We start from the raw sequence: 20,951 nt of genomic DNA on the forward strand, positions 1-20,951 counted from the left end.
GAGAAAAGGGGACAGATTTATTTTCCTGACCTAAATAAATCTGTCCCCTTTTTCATTCAAAAAAACACCCGCCCTCATCTATCCAAATCACTCCTGGAATTTCATAAAAATAAGCTGTTAGCTCGCTATCATTTTCAGATTCTGCACTTTCTGCCCAACAATCTCTTAGGTAAGACACAATCTTCTTCACATCTAAATCCCAATGGGCTGCTTCATCGTAAATAGAAAGCTTTGGACAGGGATTATCTGGGGAAACATAGCAATCGGCCCCGGGCTTAATGAATTTTATCTTACCACTAACCAGCAAATACTCAATCATGTAAAAAAACGCATCTTTTCGCTGTTCAAATGTAAATTCAGGGTTCCATGAACCAATTGTGCTAAAAAGAGCAGATATCCATAGACCAAATGAATCGCGAACTATTTCATCAAAAAACTTGACAGTCATCATGGCTTCCCAATTAGGAATTTTATTTCTGGGTTATATGTGGTCCCTGTGGCCGCTTTGGGAACATCAAGAAGAAAAGGGGACAGATTTATTTTCGATGCATGCCTTGAAAAATAAATCTGTCCCCTTTTCCTGATATATGCCCATCACCGGTATCGACATCGCCCCAGCAACCCTGCTGATCGACACCGAAGCCCCACTCGACGTCCTCTTCGAAACCGCCGACTATCGCATCCGCACAGTGACTCAGCTGCTGGAAAATATCGCCTTTCGTTCAGATATCAGCTCTGACACGCTAGTGCTTTCTGATTTCTGCAAACTGCTGACGATATCGCTTCGCGATGGGTGTGATGTGATGGATGTGCTTGGGAGACGGTTGCGGGCGCAGGCGGCGGAGTAAGGAGAAAGGGCGACTTGAGGGTCGCCCGCTTCAAGTTCAATAAGTAAGCTGCAGTCAACGGACACTATCAAACTCATAGTTCGCTGGTGTGTGTTCGCAACTACCACCGTAGCCTAATACCACCCCTTCTTCATGTTTCGCAGTTCAATCGTTTAGCCGCTAAGGAAGTGCCATTCAAATCTTTCCCCTTTTTCGCATTTCGTTCCGGGGCAGGAGATCCGGCCGACACACCAGAGTGATCTCCCACATCCAGACACTACCCGTGGCGAGGGCTTTGTTCCCGCTGCGCAGCAGACCCGAACCGGACACCTCGCAGAGGAAGCCTGAGGTTCCCTAAAAACCCAATGCACTCAATCGTCGAGCGCCCTTTTAAATCTGCCGACTGTCTAGCCGCCTCCCGCGAGGCAAGGTCCCTGTCCCTTCTCGTGGCGCAGTTCTGAAAAGTGCGTCAAAATGACGCCAACAGCATCTAAACGGAGCCAACTCAGAGTGAAGAAAGGGAGAGTGAAAAAATTTTTTTCGCCGCACACCTTGAAAAATAGATATGAGAATTATCTAGCAGGCTAATGGGTGTCCCTTTTTCTCTGTGCTCGCCCTATGCGAAGATTTTGAAACACCAGACAAAACGATTTTTTGTATTCAGCCCAGAGTTAAAATAGCAATCATGAACAGCAAACAGCTCAACGAGGTCAGTAAGTTTCTCAGCTATGTATTGCGACATGAACCGCAGTCCATTGGACTTCAGCTGGACATGGAAGGCTGGGCAGAAATTAATTTATTAATTGCAGGCGCCGCTGAGGAAGGGCGTGTTTTAAATCGAGAATTGATCCTGACTGTGGTCAGCAACAGCGATAAGAAACGCTTTGCCATTTCTAACGATGCGCAATACATTCGCGCCGTGCAGGGCCATTCAATTGAAAGCGTAAAGCTCCGGTATATTGAGAAAGAGCCGCCCGAGTTTTTATATCACGGAACAGCAACTCGCTTTCTAGAGTCAATTCAGAAAAAAGGATTAATTGCGGGTTCTCGCCATCACGTACATTTATCACAAGACATGGCGACTGCCGCATCGGTGGGACAGCGATATGGAAAACCTGTAGTGCTAAAAATTGAAGCCCTACGAATGCATCAGCAGGGCTTAAAATTTTTTCTGAGTGAGAATGACGTTTGGTTAACTAGTAGCGTCTCCATTTCTTTTATACATCAGGAATAGCCTTCGTCTTCGACTCGATCAGATTTATAACGAGCGGACTCTTCTTTGGCAGCGCTAAACCATTCAGAGAAACAAGAGTAAGAAAAGTTATCCCAAGGACTTGATTTCGGCCTTGAGTAATCATAAATCCGAACACTTGGATCCCCCTCCCCGCCTCCATCAAAGCAAGCGAGAATTACCCAGCCATCATTATACAGTCCAGACTCGTCATGAATAATTGCAAATGGAACCAGAGCACTCCCTGGAAATTTCAAAAGCATAGAACCATAGTAGGAAAGAGATAACGCCATGTCTTTCGATAAAAACCTCCACGGCTCTATATCCGAACACTCATCCGCCATAACTACACTCAAGTAATCAGCGGGAAATTTAAATCCATTCGGCAAAATTGGAAGCTCATACAAAAAAGGCTTCATTACCTACCTCCTCCAGTAACACGTGGCAAATCTGATGAACCGTAAGGGTTGGAGGAAGAGAAGCCTCCTGACTGTTTATTTATACGAGAACTAATCGCCTCACCCCAAGTACTAAAACTCTCCCACCCTCTAGCCTTTTGAATAACGGGCGTCAACGGATCGTCAAATCCACGAACGCTAGCATTCACGGCAATCCCCGCTTCTCTGGCAGCAGCAATTCGAGTGTTGTCCATACTAGTCAGCTTACCATCGGGCATTTTCACCACATCAACCGGATCACCTTTCCAGCCATCGGTTTTCATGCTCTGAACTAAATCGTCGTAGGTGTAGTTCGTGCCAGAAATCCGGTCCGTCTTATTGAACGAAACGGTATTCTGCGAGAAGCGAATGTCATCAGCTGCATAAGTTGCTGTGTTGCCTACACCTTTCGCTCCCCCTACCTCCCCCAAACCTTTTGTCACAACAGCAGAGCTTCCCCCACCTATCGCCTCGCTCGCAACTCCTTTCCCAAAAATAGATCCCAAGACCTTACCCACCCACGCCATCGGCAAAGGCACGAGTGACCCAACTGCCAAGGCATCTTTCGCCGCCTTTGCGTCTCCTGCGCTGATCCAGCGCTGCGTTTCTGGATCCTTAAGGTCGATGGCGGCCCCGCTTGCAACACACGAAGCATCACCGCAAGGCAGGAAGCGTGGGTTGAACGCCTCTCCATCTACGAGAACTGGCGAGCGGAAACCACCCTGAGCATCAAGCACACGACCCGAGAGGCGATCACGCACCTCATCACTGACATTTGGTGTTTTGCTCCAATCGTAATCAGGAGCAGCAGGGAACGCCGCCCATGTGTAGTTGCTGGCCGATGCACGGATATAGGCTATGAGGTCCAGATCGGGCTTCGCTAATTGCTGGACAAATTGACCGTTACCCAGGTCCACCCATTTTGCCGAAGGATCGTAAATACCATCCTTGGTGGCGACTATGTCGCCTGCATGAATGTCAGTGCCCTCAACATTGGAAAGACGTAGCTGTTCTTCGATTTGCTCGGCCGTGTACTTTCCACCACTGCGCGCCGCCAGTTGCTTGGCGAGCTCGCGATCTTCTTTGTGCAACTGCCTGTTGTACTGCGAAGCATTCTTTGCAATCCACGCAGCCTTCTCCAGCGTGCTGGAATCGACGTCCTTTTGCGCCGTGGCGGCCAAGATCCCGACGATCTGAGAACTCATCGTCAGGAGGTTTTCATTACCTTTGACCAGATTATCCAAGTCTGCTACCAGGGCCTCATTCGCTCCTGCCGCCAAGGCGCCAGTTTTGAAATCCCCGCCAGTGGCTTTAGCCAGCAACCCTCCCACCATCGCGTGTAGAGCGATTTTCTGCAGGGAGCCGTCGTCAATTATTCCTTTTGTATAGTCACCTACTGCATTGAAGCTAGCTGCCGCCAAGGTGTTGAATAAGGCCCCTTTCAGCGCGTCACTTCCACTCCCCCCTTGCCCGAGCGCCTTGCCCAGCAGCGCAGATGTTTCGCCTTGCAGAATCTGATTTCCTGCGAATCGACCGACCCCTTCCAGACTGCTCAGATCAACGGTAACTTTCCCCGTAATCGGATTAGTCGTTGTTTTCAGCATGCCGTCAAAGACACCAGCTGTTAGCCCAGCCGTCACTCCTGAAATGACATAACCTTTAAGCGCATCCGAAGACGTCACGTCCTGGAACACCGCCCCAAGATTTCCCCCATTGTTGATGAAGCTGGTCGTCGCATTCGTCGCGGCACCAGTAGCTATCGCCGCAAGACCTGCGGATCCGATGGTCCCCAGACTGGCAAAAGCGCTCAGGGCAGCAGGGCCGACAACAGCCGCCATGACGATAGCAATGATCATCTGCGAAGCCGGGCCAAGTCCCGAATTCTCGTACTTGAATGACTGGTGGATTTCCTTGACCAGCCGCCAATCCACATCGCCGCGTGCTTCAGCCTGTTTCAACCAGGCCAGTTGCGGATCGGCCTTGACCATCGCATCGATGGCCTGACTGACGGTTTGCTGATTGACCTGTTTAACATCGATTTGCAAGCCATCAACCGCTTTGATCACGATGTTGCCTTTGGCCACCATCTGGGTCTGGCGCAGGGTTTCGTCGGTGTTGCCCTTTCCTTTCGATGAGGTCCAGAACGCATCGCCATTGCTCTTGGTATGCGTCTCCTGGACCAGATCCTTCACACCCTCAAAGGTAATCGCCCCTCCACTCTGCACAGTCAGGTCACCCCCACTGTTCAGCTTCGCAGCCTGATACCGCTGGTCATCCCCACTGACCAACGTCAGATCACCGCCCGCAGTGATTTCACTCCCCACGTTCGTGACCTTGGTCACCTCGTCATGCTTGGTCTTCTTTTTCCCCCAACTGCCTTTTTTCTTCTTGTCGTACAGCGAATAGTCACTGTCCTGCGCCGCCAATACGTCGAGGTTTTCGCCCGCCACCAGATAAGCCTCGTCCCCGGCGCTGATGCGGCTGGAGATGATGGCCATGTCTTTTCCGGCCCCCATCGTCACGTCACCACCAGCGGTGATGGCGCTGCCGATCTGTTTGACGTGATCTTCCTGGATGGTGACTTTTTTCGTTTTGGAATAAGAGTGGGTTTCGTCAGCCGCGGAGGAGATGGTCATATTCTCCCCGGCGGTCAGTGCGACGTTGCGCTCGGCCCCGAGTTGGCTGGCGATGGCGTTGAGATCCCGGCCAGCGTTCACGACCAGGTCACGACCTGCTTGGGCGCTGGAGCCGAACTGCGTCACCGCGCTTTTGCGAACGCCATTGTTGCTGGCACTTTCCTGTTGGGCTGAGACAATGATTGCGTCCCGGCCGGCATCGATCGTGGTGTCACGCCCACTGACCATGACGCTGCCGACACTCTTGATATCGCGTCCGGCGCCCATGTCCAGATCATTGGCAGCCTCGATACGGGCGGCGCTGTCCATGAAGTCCTGTCGCCGGCTGTAGTTTGCGGTGGTCACGGTACGCTCGTTGACGACGTCTCCCATCACCGCCTTGATGTTGACGTCACGCCCGGCGAGGATCCCGCCAGCCTGGTTGGCGATGTTGTTGACCGCCAACAGGTCCAGACGATTACCGGCCTGGATCAAACCACTGTTGACCAGGTCGTTGCCCGCGGTCGCCGACAGGTTGTTGGCGGCGCGCAGGGTGCCGACGTTATCGAGGTTTTGACCAGCGATCAGCGTCACGTCATTACCGGCGATCAGCGCACCGGTCGGCCCGAGGCGGCCTTCGGCCTGGGCTAGGTACAGCACCGGCACCAGAACTTTTTCACCATTCACTTCGTGCTCTTCGAGCCAGACGATGTCGTGGGTCAGCGCGGCGACTTGTTCCGAAGTCAGCGTCACGCCCACCGACAGGCCGAGCTCCTGCTTGCTGGCGATGGCGTTGTTCATCAGGTACTTGAACAAACCTTCGTCGCTGGTCTGACCGTCGATGAAACGCTGGCCGGTGCGGGCAACGACCGCCTGTTGGATCAAGCGCTGTTCGTAGAGGCCATCGCCCAGGCGTTTGGCGCTTTGGTCCGGGTCGTAGCCGAGGTTTTGCAGCAGGTAGTCCGAGCTCATGAAGGATTTGAGGTCGGTGAGTACGGGGTTGGTCTCGATCAGGTACTTCTGCGGATTGGACTTGAAGGAAGTCTCCGGTACACCTTGAACGCGCACGACCGCCTGGCTGGCGGCTGGCGTATCCACCGCATTGCCCACCTGTGGGACGACCTGTGCCGTAGGGAGCAGGTTGGTACCCGTGACATTCACGGCGGCCACTTGAGTCCCGGCGCCGACGTCGCCGTTGCGACTTGGCATTGGCAGCGAGTGACTGCCTTCAACGGGCGCGCTGACGTTGAGCGTACTGGCGCTCACGTTGCTGTCGTTGGCTTGACGAGCGATCAGGGCCAGTTGCCGATCACTGGTGCCCACCGCCGCGATAGCACCTACCTGGACATCACGGGCTTGAGCATCGGGCAGATCTTGTTGACGCTGGCGGGTGCTGATCGAGGCGCTGCCCATGCTCCAGTTTTGCGAGCCGGTGCTGGCCTGGGTGGCCTGTTGAGTCGAACCACCTTGGCCGCTCAAGCGGAACAGACCGTTTTGCCCGGAGGGCAAGGCGAAACCAGGAAGGCTCAGCGGGTTCACCTGCTGCTGGGCGCGATCAGGTGGCAGCTGATTGTTGATCCTTACAACCGTGGTGCCGGTGCCGCTGGCCTTGGTGTCTGCAACCTTGTTGGTACCGCCACTGGCGGCGTAGTCCTCATGGATGACACTGTTCTGCAGGTCTTTGGTTGCGGTGATCGAGACGTTACCGCCGGCCTGGATAACGGCGTTACGGCTGCCGACTGTACTGGCGGCGCCGGAACTGTCTTTGACGATTTCGATGTCACTTAGAAGGTTGTACTGATCCAGGTTTGGCATCTGAAGCAGGTTGTTCGGGTCGTACTGGGATTGCGTGGTGTTTTCGAAGCCGTAGCTCAGCCCGGGCAGTACGAGGTTGTAGTCTCCACGTGTTTTGACAGTGGCCCCTGTATCGACATCTGTAAGAGCCACCACGGAAAACGATTCACCGTCTCGCCCCCCTTCCCTGTAGCGAGTCGATTTGGGGATGGCCTTGTGAATATTCCCGTCCAGATCAAGGTAATAGACATATGGGAAATCAGGGTTATTGCGCTGGTTGTAAGGCGTCAGGACGTTGGCGAAGAACCGCCCGGTACCGCCGTCACTCATACCTGCGACTTGGTACATGCGCGTGCGCTCGATGGTTCCGTTCTGCGCACCGATGTTCTGTACGTTGTCGGCCACAATGTTGATATTGCCGCCAGCGCTCACCGTACTTTTACTGTTGAGAAAGCTGCTGCCTTGGAACACGAAATCCTTGCCGGCCGTCAGCAGCGCCGAGGCACTGGTGTCGTTGTCAACACTTTCAAAGACCTCACGGGCCGCCAGCGTGAAGGTGTAATAGTCCCCTTTGCAGTCATTACATATATTGGCGATAAACCCCGAAATCAGCTTGCGCCCACCAGACGCCACCGCGCCCTCGGTACGGTTCTGGAACCCATCGGCGTTGATCGTGAATGTGCCGCCGCTCTCCATCGAGCCGGAGACGTTGTTCACACTGGCGGCTCGTGCGGCGCCGCCATAGCCCCCCATCAAAACATTCCCCAACCCGTAAAGATCACCGCTCTGGTTGGTGAAGTTGCTCACGCCCAGCGTCATGTCCGCACCGCTGAATACCAACCCGCGGTCATTGAGCAGCGAAGGGGTTTTCAATACGAGGTTCCGGGCCGAACCCAGGGTACCGGAATTGATGAGGTTCCCGGCCTGGACGGTCAGGTTTGCGCTGGAGGTCAGGCGCCCGGCATTGGTCAGTTGTCCACCGATGTTTACCGTGGTGTCACCACCGCCAGCGATGCTGGAAACCGCGCCCAAGTTCAGTTGCGCTGCGGTCAGGTCGATACCACCGAGACTCGACATCCGCCCGCTGCCTCCGTAGCTTCCCCCCAACGCCAGACTGATCGAACCATCACTGGCAATCAGCCCATCGTTACTCCAATTCCCCCCGTTCCCCACCAGGCTGGTAGAAGCCAGCAACTGCCCGGTCCCGGTCTGAGTCAGGTTGTTCACGTTGACGGTCAGGCGTCCGGCCTGGATCACGCTGCTGTTGGTCCAGCTGTCGGCGGTCAGCGTCAAGCCGCCGCGGGTGACGAGGCTGCCGCCGGCGTTGGTGAGGTTGGCGGTGGAGATATCAAAGTTGCCGCTGCCCACGTGTAACAGGCTGCCGCCCTGGTTCTGGAAGTTGGCGGCGTTGAGGATCAGGCCATTGTTGGCGGTTTCCAGCGTGCCATTGCGGTTATCGAACAGGCCGCCAATCTGGAAGTTGGTCGTGCCGCTCCCACCCAAGGCACGCAACTGCCCGGTCTGGTTATCCAGGCTCGCCGCCTTGATCGCCAGGGTGCTGTCACTCTCGATAATCCCCAGGCGGTTGTTCAACGCGCCGGTGAGGTTCAGGTCGATCTGGCTGCCGGCGATCTGGCCGTCGTTGTCGCCGCTGTTGTCAAAATCGTTGCCGCTGACGTTGACCTTGCCTTTGGCATAAAGCCCGCCGTTGCGGTTGTCGAAGTTGCGGGTGGTGACGGTGGCGTCACCGGTCTGAGCTGAGATGCGCCCGCCGTAGTTGTCGAGGCCACCGAGGGCGATCAGGTTCAGGCGCTGGGCCTGGGTGATGCCGCCCTGGCGGTTGTTGTTCAGGTCGTAGCCGTTTTTCAGCACGCCGCTCAGTTGGGTGGCGAGCAGGCCTTGGACGCTGGCGAGCACGCCGCCGCGGTTGTCCAGGTTGCGCCCGACGACAGTCACGTCACCGGTCTTGGCTTGGATTCGACCGCTCTGGTTATCGATGTCCGCATCGACCGTGAGTTTCAACCCGCCTTGGCTTTGCACCACACCCTTGCCGTTGGTAAGGCTGGCCGCGTCGATTTCCACGCCGCCGTTCTGGCTGTAGATCAAGCCATCGGCGTCGTTCTGCACCGCACCAGCGGTGTTCATGATGAGCTGATCATTGGCCGCAACGGTGCCGCGATTGCGGTTGTCCAGGCCGCCGGTGAGCAGGGTCAGCAGGCCCTGGCTGGCGATCTGGCCGCCCTGGTTGTTGATCTGCGTGGCGCGTTCGACCCGCAGCGGGCCGGCGCTGGCGATCTTGCCCGTGGTGTTGGTCAGGGCGCCGAGCAGGTCCAGGGTCACGGCGGCGTTGCCGATCAGGTTGCCGCCGCTGTTGTCCAGGCTGGTGCCGGTGAAGCTCAGGGCTTGTTGTGCATTGACGGTGCCGCCGGCATTGCCCAGGGTCATGGCCTTCATGACCAGAATGGCGCCGCTGTCGATCAAGCCGCCTTGGGCGTTGTTCAGCGAACCGCCAGTGACGGTCAGGATCTGGTCGCCACCGCTGGACAGAATCCCGCCCCGGTTATCCAGGCTGGCGGCGCTGACAGTGAGTTTTTTCTGGCCGACCAGCGCACCGGCAGCGCTGTTGAGCAGAGCTCCGCTGAGGGTGACGCCGACGTCTCCATTGCGGCTGGAGAGCGTGCCGTTGTTGCGGTTGTCCAGGCTGCTGCCACTGACCTGCAAGTCTTGCCATCCAGAGATCAAGCCGTTCTGGTTGACCAAGCTATCGCCCTTTAGGCTCAAACTCTGGCTGCTGATCAGTTTGCCGCCGCTGTTATCGAGTGTCTGACCGCTGAGCGTGAAACTCTGGCTACTGGAAATTTCGCCGCCCTGGTTGTTCAGGTTGCGCAGGCCGTTGAAGGTCAGCGGACCTTTAGCGGTGATCAGGCCATTGCGGTTGTTCAGGTCATGGCCGCCCAGGTTCAGCGCCATGGCTTGTTCGCCCAACAGACGTCCGCCGTTTTGGGTCAGCGCCGCGAGGGTCAGGTTCATATCGCCCTTGGCCGACACTTCGCCGCCGTCGCTGGAGTCCAGCGCGTTGGCAGTCAGCGTGAGGTCACCCTGAGCATTGATCAGGCCGTTGGCGCTGTTGTTGAGCGCCATGGCGTTGAGCAGCAAGGCACCGCTGGCCAACACGCTGCCGCCCTGGTTGTTCAAATCGCCGCTGTTGAGCGTGAGCAATTGCGCGGCGCTGATGAGACCTTGGGCCTGGTTATCCAGTTGCTGATCGATCGCCAGGACGAGGTTGCCGCGGCTGGTGAGGACACCCCCGTTGTTGTTCAGGCTCTGGGCGTGGGCATCGACGGTTGCCGCGCCGATCAGGCCTTTGACGTTGTTCAGCGCCTGGGCGATGCGCAGGGTCAGGCCCTGGTTGCTGAGCAGCCGGCCGCCATCGTTGGTGAGGTTTTGTGCCGCCAGGGTGAAGGCTTGGGCGCTGGAGATTTCACCGCCCTGGTTGTTCACACCGAGCAGATTTTTCAGCAGCAACGTACCGGGGGCGTTGATCAGGCCGTTTTGGTTGTTGAGCTGGCCGTTGTTCAAGTCCAGGCTCAGCGAGGTATTGCTGAACAATTGCCCGCCCTGCTGATCCAGGCCGGAAACCGAGGCAGTCAACGCGCCCTGGCTGCCGATGCGGCCGCCGCCCTGGTTGGTGACCTGGGCCGCCTTGAGGTTCAGCGTGCTGCCACTGTTGAGGCGTCCACTCTGGCTGTTGTCGAACGCGCCGGTGGTGACGTTGACCGCGCCTTTGCCGCTGATACTGCCTTGCTGACGGTTGTCCAGGGCCGTGCCGCTGAGCGACAACGCGCCGTCGGTCACCAGTTCGCCGCCCTGGTTGTCGAGGCGGCCCAGGCTTTTAACGGTGAGGTTCGCCGCGCTGGACAAGCTGCCGCCGCTGTTGCTCAGGTTGGCGGCGCTGACGTCGAGGGTACCTTCGCTGCTGAGTTGGCCCTGGGTGTTGATCAGGTCGCCACTGAGGTCAATGCGTTGGTTCTGCTGGCTGACCAGATAGCCGCCGCTGTTGTCCAGGGAACCGCCGTCGAGGCTCAATTGGGTTTTGGCACTGAGCAGGCCTTTGGTCCGGTTGAGCAGCTTATCCACGGTGAGCTTCAGGCTTTGCCCGGCGAATATTTGGCCGCTGTCGCTGTTGTCGAGGTTTTTGCTCACCAGTGTGACGCCAGTGTTACCGCTCAGCTCGCCGCCACGGTTGTCGAGGTCGTCAACGTTGAGATCCAGCACTTTTGTCGCGCCGATCAAACCGGCCTGGCGGTTGTCGAGGCTGGATGCCTTCAGGGTCAGGTCCGTGGTGCTGACCAGCGTGCCTTGACGGTTATCCAGCGCGGTGACGGTAACGTTGAGCCCGGCTTTGCCGGCGATGCTGGCGGCACGGTTGTCCAGGCGATCAGCGTTCAATGTCAGCGCGCCGTCGGCGATCAGCGAACCGCGCTGGTTGTCGAGCAGTGCATCTACGTTCAAATCGAGCTGATCGAGACTGCTGACCAAGCCATCGCTGTTATCCAGGCTGGCGCTGTGGCTGTCCACGGACGCGGCCGAGATGATCCCTTTGGCGTTGTTCAGGGCCTGGGCTGTCCTCAGGACCAGGCCTTGATTGCTGAGCAGCTTGCCGCCGCTGTTATCGAGGTTCCGCGCCGCCAGGGTGAACGCTAGCCGGCTGGAAATTTCACCGCCCTGGTTGTTGACGTCCTTGAGGTTGCTCAGCAGCAACAGGCCCGGGGCGTTGATCAGGCCGCCCTGGTTGTTCAACTGGCCCTGGTTCATGTCCAGGCTGACGCTGGTGTTGCTGAACAACTCCCCTTGCTGTTGATCCAGCCCGGTGACCGATGCGCTCAAGGCCTGGCTGCTGGCGATACGGCCGGCGGCGTTGTTCACCTGAGCGGCGGTGAGCTTGAGGGTGTTGCCCGAGGTCAGGCGGCCACCTTGACTGTTATTGAAAGCGCCAGTGCGGACCTCAGTGGCGGCGCTGCTCGAGATCAGGCCTTTCTGGCTATTGTCCAGGCTGGCGCTTTTGAGGCTCAGGCCAGCGTCGGTGCTGATGGAGCCACCCTGGTTGATCAGCCCACCCTGGCTGACGATGGACAACGCACCGGCGCTGCCCAGACTGCCAGCGGCGTTGTCGAGGCTGCCGGCGTTGACGGTCAGTTCACCTTCGCTGCTGATCAGGCCTTTGTTGTTCAACAATGCGTTGTCGAGTGTGATCACCAAAGCATTCAGGCTGCTGAGTGCGCCACCGCTGTTGTCCAGCGTACTGCCTGTGAGCGTGAGGCGGCCTTGGGCGTGGATCAGGCCTTTGGTCTGGTTGATCAGTTGCGCGACTTTCAATTCAAGCGCGCTGCCGGCAATCAGTTTGCCGCCGTCGCTGTTGTCCAGGCGTTGACCGCCGACCTTGACGTCCAGCCCTGCGGACAGCTCGCCCGCCCGGTTATCGACTTGCCCAACCTGCAAATCCAGCGCTTTTGTGGTGCCGACCAAGCCACCGTTGCGGTTATCCAGAACGCTGCCAGTCAGGCTCAGGTTGCCTTGTGAAACCAGCGCGCCGCCCTGCTGTTGCAGGGTATCGATCAGCGCGGTGAGGTCGGTTTGGCTGGAGATGCGGCCAAGGGCGTTTTGCACCTCATTGGCCTTCAAGTTCAGCGGGCCGACGCTGCTCAGCAGGCCACCGCTGTTGTCCAGCCGCGTGACTTCGACACCGACGCCGGCCTTGCCGGTGATGATCCCGTTGTTACGGTTGTCCAGTTGCGCGACCGCCAGTTGCAGCGCTTTGTCGGCGCGGATGTTGCCGCCACGGTTGTCGAGCGAATCGCTGCGCACGGTCAGCAGGTCGACCCCAGTGAGGCGACCGCCGCGGTTGTCGAGGCTACCGGTTTGCAGGCTGAGTGCGCCCTTGGCGGTCACTTCGCCCTGGCTCTGGTTGTCCAGCAGGCCGCTGATGCGTGCGCTCAGGCTGCCGTCGCTGATCACCTGGCCGGCGTTGCCGTTGTTCAGGCTCGCGGCCTGGATGTCCACGACCTTGCCCGAACCGAGCACGCCCTCGCGGTTGTCCAGCGCACCGCCCAGGCTGATGTTCAAGGCGTTATCGCCCAGCACCTGACCGTTGCGGTTATTCAGGGTCATTGCGTTGAGCCGGGTCAGACCGGCACTGGACACTTCGCCTTCCAGGTTGGTCAACGTTGCGTCGACGTTCACGCTCAGGTCGGCGTCGCTGCTCAAGGTGCCGCTGCTGTTGTCCAGGCTGGCGGCGCGCACGGCAAGGCCATTGGCCGAGACCAATCCTTGGGCGTTGTTCAACGCCTGGGCAATGGTCAGGTTGAGGCCCTGCTTGCTGACGACTTTGCCGGCACTGTTGTCCAGGCTGTTTGCATTCAGGCTGAAGGCCTTGTCGCTGGAGATCTCGCCGTCACGGTTGTTCACGGCGGCGAGGTTGTTCAACAGCAGCGCGCCGGGGGTGCTGATCAGCCCGCCCTGGTTGTTCAATTGCCCATGGTTGAGATCGAGGGTAAGGCTGGTGTTGCTGACCAATTGGCCGTTCTGTTGCTCCAGCCCGGTGACGCTGGCATTCAGGGCTTTGGCACTGGCGATGCGGCCGGAGGTGTTGCTCACCTGACCGGCCTTCAGTGCCAGCGTGTCGCCGCTGATCACGCTACCGCCGAGGTTGCTCAGGCTCGCGGCGCTGTCGATGTTCAACGCACCGACGCTGGTCAACTGGCCCGCATCGTTATTGATACCGGCGGCTTTGACGCTGGCGCTGGTGTCGCTTTTGAGGCTGCCTTGGGCATTGAGCAGTTGCCCGCGCAGGTCCAGGTTCATCCCTTGCCGGGCGTAAAGCGAGCCCTGGCGGTTGTCCAGTTGCCCGGCATTGACGGCCAGGGCGCCTCGGGTGGAGATCAACCCTTGGCTCTGGTTGGTCAGGCGTTCCAGGGTCAGGCGCAGGTCGTCGTAGGCGATCAGTTTGCCGCTGTTGCCGTTGTTCAGCTCGGTGCCGGTCAGCGCCAGGGCACCCTGGCTCGACAGCTCACCGCCGCGGTTATCCAACGTGCCTACGGTGAGGCTGGCAGCCTGGCTTGTGGTGACGACGCCGCTCTGACGGTTGTCCAGGCTCGCCGCGTTGAGGGTCAGCAGTCCGGCCGAAGACAGCAATCCCGCCTGATTCAGCAACTGCGCCGAAATGCTGGCGGTGAGCGCACCGTCACTGAGCAAGCGGCCTGCGGTGTTATCCATCGACGCAGCGCTGAGCTGCACGCTCTTGCTTGAAGTGATCCGGCCGCTGCGGTTGTTCACTTGGCTGCTGGCGTTGATATCCAACCCCTGCCCCGCCGCGACCAGACCCGCTACGTTGTCCAGCGAAGCAACGCGCAACGTAACGCCGTTCAGGCCGGTGAATTCGCCACTGGTGTTATTCAACTGCCCGACATTGGCCGTCAGGTTGCCGTTGCTGCTGACTGTGCCCTGGGTATTGAGCAGTGTGTTGGCGGTGATGTTCAGTGTATTGCTGCTGAGTACCCGTCCTTTACTTTGATTGTCCAGGGTCGCGGCGTTGACCGTGGTGGTCTGCCCGCCGCTCAGGGTTCCGCCCTGGTTACTCAGCGTCTGCGCCACGTTGGCTGTGAGGTTACGACTGGCAACAACGCTCTGACCATTGTTATTCAGGCTCTGCGCCGTCAGGCTCACATCCCCCGTGGTGTTGCGGGTGTTGTCCGCATTAACCCCAGCCTCGATGATGCCGTTGTTGGTCAACTGCCCGTCCGCGTTCAGCGTAACGCTGTCCCGCGCCGCAAGACTCTGCTGGTTGCTCAGGTTGCCCTGGGTCTGGGCGTTCAACGTGGTGCCGGCGTAGACCGGGCCTTGGGCATCGAGGCTCGCGGCTTTGACGTTGATCGTGCCGGTGGCCGAGGTCTGCGCCAGGCTCAGGTGGCCGTTGGCATCGAGCTGAATATCACCGCCACTGGCAATCAGCTTGCCATCCAGCTTCACCCCAACCCCGGCCTCGGTGCCCACCAGTTTGATCGCGCCGGCGTACATACCGCCCAGGGCCGAAGAGTCGATAGCCAGTTGCGGCTTGGCGCTGCCGTCGTCGGCGCGGGCCGTGGCGCTCAAGGTGTCGGCGTTGACGTCGTTACGCCCGGTGACGATGGTCAGGTTCTTGGCCTGAATCTCAGCGTTGATCTTGGCGCTGCGAGTGATGATTTCGAAACTGTCGACGTTGTTGGCGTTCAGGCCCGCGCCTTCGATGGCGACGCTGCCCTGGTCGACCTGATAGCGGCTCACCTGGCCGTTCTCGATGATTGGCTTGCCGGTGGTCAGGGTGGCCTTCGGGGTATTGATGAAGCCGCAGCCGTTGCAGGTAATGCCGTAGGGGTTGGCCACGATCACGCGGGCCGATTGCCCGGCCACTTCAGTGTAGCCGCGCAACTGGCTGGGGTTGCCGCCGTTGACTTCGTTGAGGATGGTGGTGGCGGCCGTGCCGTTGAGGTTCGGGTTGCCGATAATGATCCCGCCCAGTTGCGTGGACTGGGTGCGGGCGGTGGCGTTGTTGAGGATCACGCCGTTGCTGCCGACGTTGTAGTCGCTGAACTGGTTGTGGGACAGCCCGCTGCCGTTGGGTTTGGCGATGTTGACGATGGGTACGCCGTTGCCTGCCTGACTGAGGCCGGTACCCGGGGCGCTGACGACAATGCCGTCTGCCTGGGCCCACATCGGTTGCCAGAACATGACGTTGGCCAGCAGGAACGCCAGGCCACGCTTGGGCATGCCCCAGAAGCGGTCACGGGCGTGCAGGGCTGCGGAAGGTTGGCGGGCCAGGAAGGCGTATTGGCGGTCGTCCATGTTCAGGTCTCGTTGCAGCAAAATTTAGAGAAATGCATCAATGCGGAAGTAGATCGGCGCTTCGCGCTCGGTCAGGGCATCCGGGCGTTCCAGGGAATGGGCGAAGGTGACACTGGCGCTCAAGTGCTCGCCGCGGGCGAACAACTCCACCGAGTTGCTCGACATGCGCCCGTGCTGCCCGCCGTTGTAGCGGTCGCCGCGAATCACGCCCTGGTCATAGCCGAGGCTGGTGCCGTATTCGGCGAACACCGGGCGCAGCCACTCCACCGCCACCGGGCGGCTCCAGCGCAGGTCGTTGCGCCAGTAGCCGCCGCTGTCGCCGGACAGTGATTGGTCCTTGTAGCCACGAATCGACGATTGCCCGCCCAGGCTCATGCGCTGTGGGCTGAACAGCACGTCTTCGCTGCGCTGGCCGGTCATCAGGCTGCTGAAGCTGAAGGACTCGTCCCACAGTTTGAAAGGCTGCAGGTAGCTGGCGGTGGCGGTGTATTTGCGATAGCGCGCATCCGGCACGCCAGGGCCCGGGTCGTGATCGCCCTGGGCGTCCAGGGCACCGATGCCCTCCTGCATGCCCAGGTCGAGGTTGACGAAAGCACTGCCGACTCGCCGTCCGTGGTTGATCCCGAACTGCGCTTCGCTGATGCGATTGCTGCTCTCGCGAAGCTTGCTGTCTTCGATGAAGTTGTTGGTGCGCAGGTACGAAAGGCCGGTGTTGAGGGAAGTCTTGCTCAGCGCATCGCGATGGATCACCCGCTCGACCCGCAACTGATGGTTCTGGCTGTCGCCCGTCTGCTTGAAGTTGAAACCGTTGGCCGGGATTTGCGAGCGGTATTCGCTCTGGCTGTAGGTGTAGCTGACGTTCCACCAGCCCCAAGGCAGGTTGTAATAAAGCATGGCGTTGTTGGAAGTGTGCTGGTGATCGGTCATCCCATCGTGACCGCCACGCAACATCAACTGGTCGGCCAGGCCCAGCGGGCTGTCCCACTCGAAGCTGCTGCCCCACTGCTGCTCACCGGTGCTGCGCTGGCCGTCGTTGCTGCGCGACAGGCCGGCGCGCCAAGGCTTTTTCGGTTCATTGGTGACCCGCACTTCACTGCCACCGACTTCCTGGCCGGGGGTCAGCTCCATCTTGGCCTGGTTCGACGGCAGGCGATTGAGCTGGTCCACCATCTGCTCGATCTCCCGCAGGTTGACCAGGTCACCGGCCTTGCCGGGAAAAGCCATCGCCAGCTCACGGTCCGACAACTGGCTGTTTTCGGCGCCCTTCAAGCCTTCCAATCGCCCTTCCACCACCAGTACGCTCAGATGCCCACCGGACAGGTCCTGCTGCGGCAGATAGGCACGGCTGGTGACCAGCCCCTTTTCGATGTAGTGGTCGGTGATGACTTTGAGCAGTTCGTTAAGCTGCGGCACACCCAGGCATTGGCCGATGTAGGGCTTGAGCAGATGCTCGCGCTCGCTGGCGGAAAGACTGTTGGCGCCTTTGAGCTCGATGGTCTTGATGGGGAAGCAACGGGTATCGACAGGTGCGCTCGGCTGGGCCGGCTTCGCCTCCTGGCCGGGCAGGTCCTTGAGTTCCTCCAGGCGACGACGCTGCTCTTCGAGCAAACGGTTCTGGCGCTCGCGGATCAGGTCCGTCTCGCCTGGAGTGGGGGCGGCGTGAGCCAGGGTCAGCGGAGAAAGGCACAGCAAAGCCACGCACAACCTCGCCCAAAAGACGGGTGAGGACATGTTCGATCCCTCGAGTGGAAAATGACATCAAAATAGTGGCGCGATATTAATGAGCCATCATTTTGACGTCAACTAAATGAATTGGGCTTTAAGGCTATTTCTGGAACCATTCATCTGAAATCGGATGGCGCCGGTACGGGGGTACGAAAGGTCCCGAGGCAACTCTGGAAACCTCCGACAAAACGGACAAGCAGCGTTCGCCGGGGTAATTTTGTATCGACGGGGCTTCATAAAAAACCGGACTCAAGGTCCGGTTCTTTTATGAAAGAGCTAGGCATTCGCCTCGGAAAGCACGGATACCCTGCAGGGCAGAGGGTTGACGACTACTTGCTTGCCTCCTCAACGGCTGCCGTGTTCCGAGGACCGAAAGAATATTTCAGCGCCCTTGCCTTCATGGTGCGCGGATCAGGTAAGCCTACGGTCTCTGGGCCCGCAAAGCCGGTGACACCGTTGTTGAACGTGGGATTGATCGCGTCGAACAGGAAGCTGAAACCTTGTTTCAGCGAGCTCTGGGCAATGCCGTGACACCCCATGCAACCACCCATGGTCAGGCTTTGGGTGCTGTGGTCATAAACCGGCACCTTGATGTTCGGCTGGTTGCGCGCATTGGTCAGGGTGTTGTTATTCGGGATCGGGAATACGTTGCTCCCACGAAACAGCTGAATCCCCGGCTGGCTGCTTTCGACCATGATATTGGCCAGGTAGTAATCCGGATCGGTTTGAGTACTCGACGGGATGGCCTGCACGCCTTTGAGCCGATAGTGCTTCCAGACCGAATTATCGAACTCATTGCTGCTATCCATGAGTTGCTTGACCTGGTTGTTCACCGCCGCAACTTCGGAATAAATGGTCAGCGGTTGAACGACACGAATCGGGCCTGCCTGCCCCTCGGGGATTCCATTACTGTTGGAGTAGACGGGAGGATTGAGGTTCGAATTGGCGACTGGCCCCGCCTTCGGTAAAGAAACCGTATGGGTTTTGCTGCCGTCAGAGAAAGTGGCCGTTGGGGGATTTGTATCGGAACCGGGGTAGGCAATCTCGTTGTAATTGGCGATGTAGTAGAGTCCGCTCGGCGACTTGCCATCGGACAACGTCAGGGCATCCTCATGCTCGAACGTGGCGAATATGAAGGTCGGGTAGTTGGGCGTCTTGTGGATGATATGCAGGGCAACCAACGCGTAGTCTTCATTGTGCGCCACCGGCGTATCGTCTTTGCCCTGGTAGGTCACCACCGTCGCTGTATGGTAGCGCCCGCGATTCTGTACCGGAATGTCTGCCAGCTTGCGCCATGCCGCCTTGACCTCCACCGCGCCGTCGGGCAGCACTACATTAGTATCCGGGAAACTGGTCAGGCCTTTCGCATATTCGTAAACGACGGGGTTCGCCTTGGCCTCGAACAGGATCTGGCTGTCGTTTGAAGGTGCGTAGTCGTTTCCTGTCTTCGCCGCATTCGGCGGGTTGACCGGGAAAAATATCGCGTTCTGACCTATCTGGGTCGCCTCGTCCAGATTGTTGTAATGAGCATAGGTGGCGCCAGCCGCCAAGGGCACCCCAGTGGGGAAATTGATGTAGCTGTATTGCGGGTCGGAACCAAACGGACGTATAGGACCGCCAGCGGAGTTTTTTTGTTTTCCCGCCGGAAACAGCTCGGTACGGTGAGCGAAGGTTTGCCACAACAAGGGATTGGGAGATTGTGAGGCCTTGCCCGAATCGGCAAAGCTGCCGGTGGGATTGCCGACGCCACGGTTAGCCGGCAACGGGGTCTTGGCCGTATTGTTCAGCGCGAAAAAGCTCCGCCAGGCGAACGTCGCATAGTCGGTATGGCTAAGACCCGTTGCCAGGTCCGCAGGCAGTTGTGGGTTGTCTGCTGTCAGATCGCTCGTGGTAATGGCATAGGAAACGCCCAGCCCCGGCGCGCCCGTCAAATCCCCGGGGAACGTCTTGGAAAAATAGGGGCTCCAGTTGACTCCGTCGATTGAAGCAAACGTATTCGTGCCACTGCTGATGAAAATGCGGTTGCCGATCATTGTGGCACGGCTCAGGAGAAGCTCATTGGCGATGCCCGACAGCGTTTGCTCATCGCCCCACTGAGCACTGCGGTTGTAAGCACGCACGGCCAAATGGCCAACGTCATAAGAGTAGTAAAGCAACAGTTCACCGTTATATACCACCGGCACTATGCTCAGGACCCTGTAAGCGTTTGCCTTGAACCCGAGATTTGGCTGGCTCCACTGAAGACCATCGTCCGAGGTCACGTAGTAAACCGTGTCGTCGTCCTCCTCGCAGTAGAAGACAAACAATTGTCCGTTGTACACCACAGGACTGTTATAGGCGGCATCACTGGAGGCCGTGACAGGGCTAGCGTCGGACCAAGTCATGCCATCTTCGGAACTGATGCTATTTATTTGAGCCTGGTCGGTAAAGGTCAGTATCAGCTTTTGCTTGAACACCGTGACTGAAACATTACCCAAGATATTGGCGACGGGGATGGACTGTGGGGCAGACCAGTTATTTCCCTGCGCCGAAGTGGAAAAATAGATATGAGCGGTATCGCTATCGCTGACCCAGAACATATACATCTTGCCTTTGAACGATTGCACCGCGGGTGTAAACAACCCAACCGAAGTGGATGGCACGTTGCTGGTTGCAGACGGTTTTCCATTGAGGGCATCAGGACTGTCGAATACGTCCACTTCGATCCCCACACCTCTTTGCGGAGTGGCGATGACTACACTTTCTGCATAACTTGATGAGACCGCGAATAAACTACACAGGCACAACACCAGCCGACTGGATATCGCTCTAAGGTTCATCGCTTTCATTCCTTTGAGTTAATGAAGATCCAACATCTGACAGGAGCACTCCAGCGTTGCAGGTTCAGCGCTACCTGTCACATTTTCCATGGTAGACGACGGTTTAATATCGGCGAGGGAATTGCGAAAAAGAAAGCCATCAGGACGGTGGCCAATGAACTTTCCACCCGAGACCGGCCTCAACCCATTACCTGCCTAACAAGGAATACGAGGCCCTGCCATGAAAACCCTCTTGAAACTCACCCTCGCAGCCACCCTGACCTGCGCCCTGCCCGCCTGGGCTTGCACGCCTGACGAAGCCACCCTCAAACGTGAACAGCTGGCCCAGGAAGTGTCCAAGCTCACCGAGCAGAACCCGGCCAAGGCCAAGGAAATCAATGATGAGTTGCAGGCCATGAACCTGGAGACCGCCAGCAAGGATCTGCCGGATAAGTGCCAGTTGATCGATAAACGTCTGGAAGAGTTGAAGCAGGCGGAGAAGAAGGCTGGGTGATTGCTCGAACCGGGCACAGTCAGCTTTTGTGGCGAGGGAGCTTGCTCCCGCTGGGGTGCGTAGCGCCCCCAAAAACCAAGTCTCACTGCGGAAAAATGGTGAACTCGCACCATTGGGCCGCTACGCAGCCTAG

8 protein-coding genes are annotated in these 20,951 nt (G+C 58.2%); 3 read left to right on the forward strand and 5 right to left on the reverse strand.

The window, feature by feature from the left end; translation table 11 throughout:
- Positions 1–52: 52 nt before the first annotated feature.
- Positions 53–448, reverse strand: a complete 396-nt coding sequence (locus BLO80_RS26390) for a hypothetical protein (RefSeq protein WP_092333069.1) — start codon at positions 446–448, stop codon at positions 53–55.
- A 139-nt stretch (positions 449–587) separates the two neighbouring features.
- Here BLO80_RS26390 and BLO80_RS26395 point away from each other — a divergent pair, with 139 nt between their 5' ends.
- Both BLO80_RS26395 and BLO80_RS26400 read left to right on the forward strand, forming a co-directional pair.
- The gene (locus BLO80_RS26395) at positions 588–848 is read left to right on the forward strand and encodes a hypothetical protein (RefSeq protein ID WP_092333071.1); all 261 of its coding nucleotides are present in this window, start codon (positions 588–590) and stop codon (positions 846–848) included.
- Between the two features lie 664 nt (positions 849–1,512).
- Positions 1,513–2,061 (forward strand): RNA 2'-phosphotransferase, encoded by a 549-nt coding sequence (locus BLO80_RS26400; protein ID WP_092333073.1) that lies wholly within the window; start codon positions 1,513–1,515, stop codon positions 2,059–2,061.
- Here BLO80_RS26400 and BLO80_RS26405 read toward each other — a convergent pair.
- From BLO80_RS26405 to BLO80_RS26420, 4 genes are all read right to left on the reverse strand, one after another.
- Positions 2,052–2,477: a hypothetical protein gene (locus BLO80_RS26405; protein WP_092333075.1), complete on the reverse strand. Its 426-nt coding sequence runs from the start codon at positions 2,475–2,477 to the stop codon at positions 2,052–2,054. The two genes, BLO80_RS26400 and BLO80_RS26405, sit on opposite strands and share 10 nt — an antisense overlap.
- The gene (locus tag BLO80_RS26410) at positions 2,477–15,781 is read right to left on the reverse strand and encodes a two-partner secretion domain-containing protein (protein ID WP_092333077.1); all 13,305 of its coding nucleotides are present in this window, start codon (positions 15,779–15,781) and stop codon (positions 2,477–2,479) included. The genes BLO80_RS26405 and BLO80_RS26410 overlap by 1 nt, the downstream gene beginning before the upstream one ends.
- A 24-nt stretch (positions 15,782–15,805) precedes the next feature.
- Positions 15,806–17,512 (reverse strand): ShlB/FhaC/HecB family hemolysin secretion/activation protein, encoded by a 1,707-nt coding sequence (locus tag BLO80_RS26415; RefSeq protein WP_092333117.1) that lies wholly within the window; start codon positions 17,510–17,512, stop codon positions 15,806–15,808.
- Positions 17,513–17,835: 323 nt separating this feature from the next.
- A complete protein-coding gene (locus tag BLO80_RS26420; protein WP_092333120.1) occupies positions 17,836–20,325 on the reverse strand; it encodes a PQQ-binding-like beta-propeller repeat protein in 2,490 nt (829 codons plus the stop codon).
- A 220-nt stretch (positions 20,326–20,545) separates the two neighbouring features.
- On the opposite strand from BLO80_RS26420, the gene BLO80_RS26425 reads away from it, so the two are divergent.
- The gene (locus BLO80_RS26425) at positions 20,546–20,818 is read left to right on the forward strand and encodes a hypothetical protein (protein ID WP_092254920.1); all 273 of its coding nucleotides are present in this window, start codon (positions 20,546–20,548) and stop codon (positions 20,816–20,818) included.
- The last annotated feature ends 133 nt before the right edge of the window (positions 20,819–20,951 follow it).

It is taken from the genome of Pseudomonas sp. NFACC56-3, from assembly GCF_900100025.1.
Classification (GTDB): Bacteria; Pseudomonadota; Gammaproteobacteria; order Pseudomonadales; family Pseudomonadaceae; genus Aquipseudomonas; species Aquipseudomonas fluorescens_AA.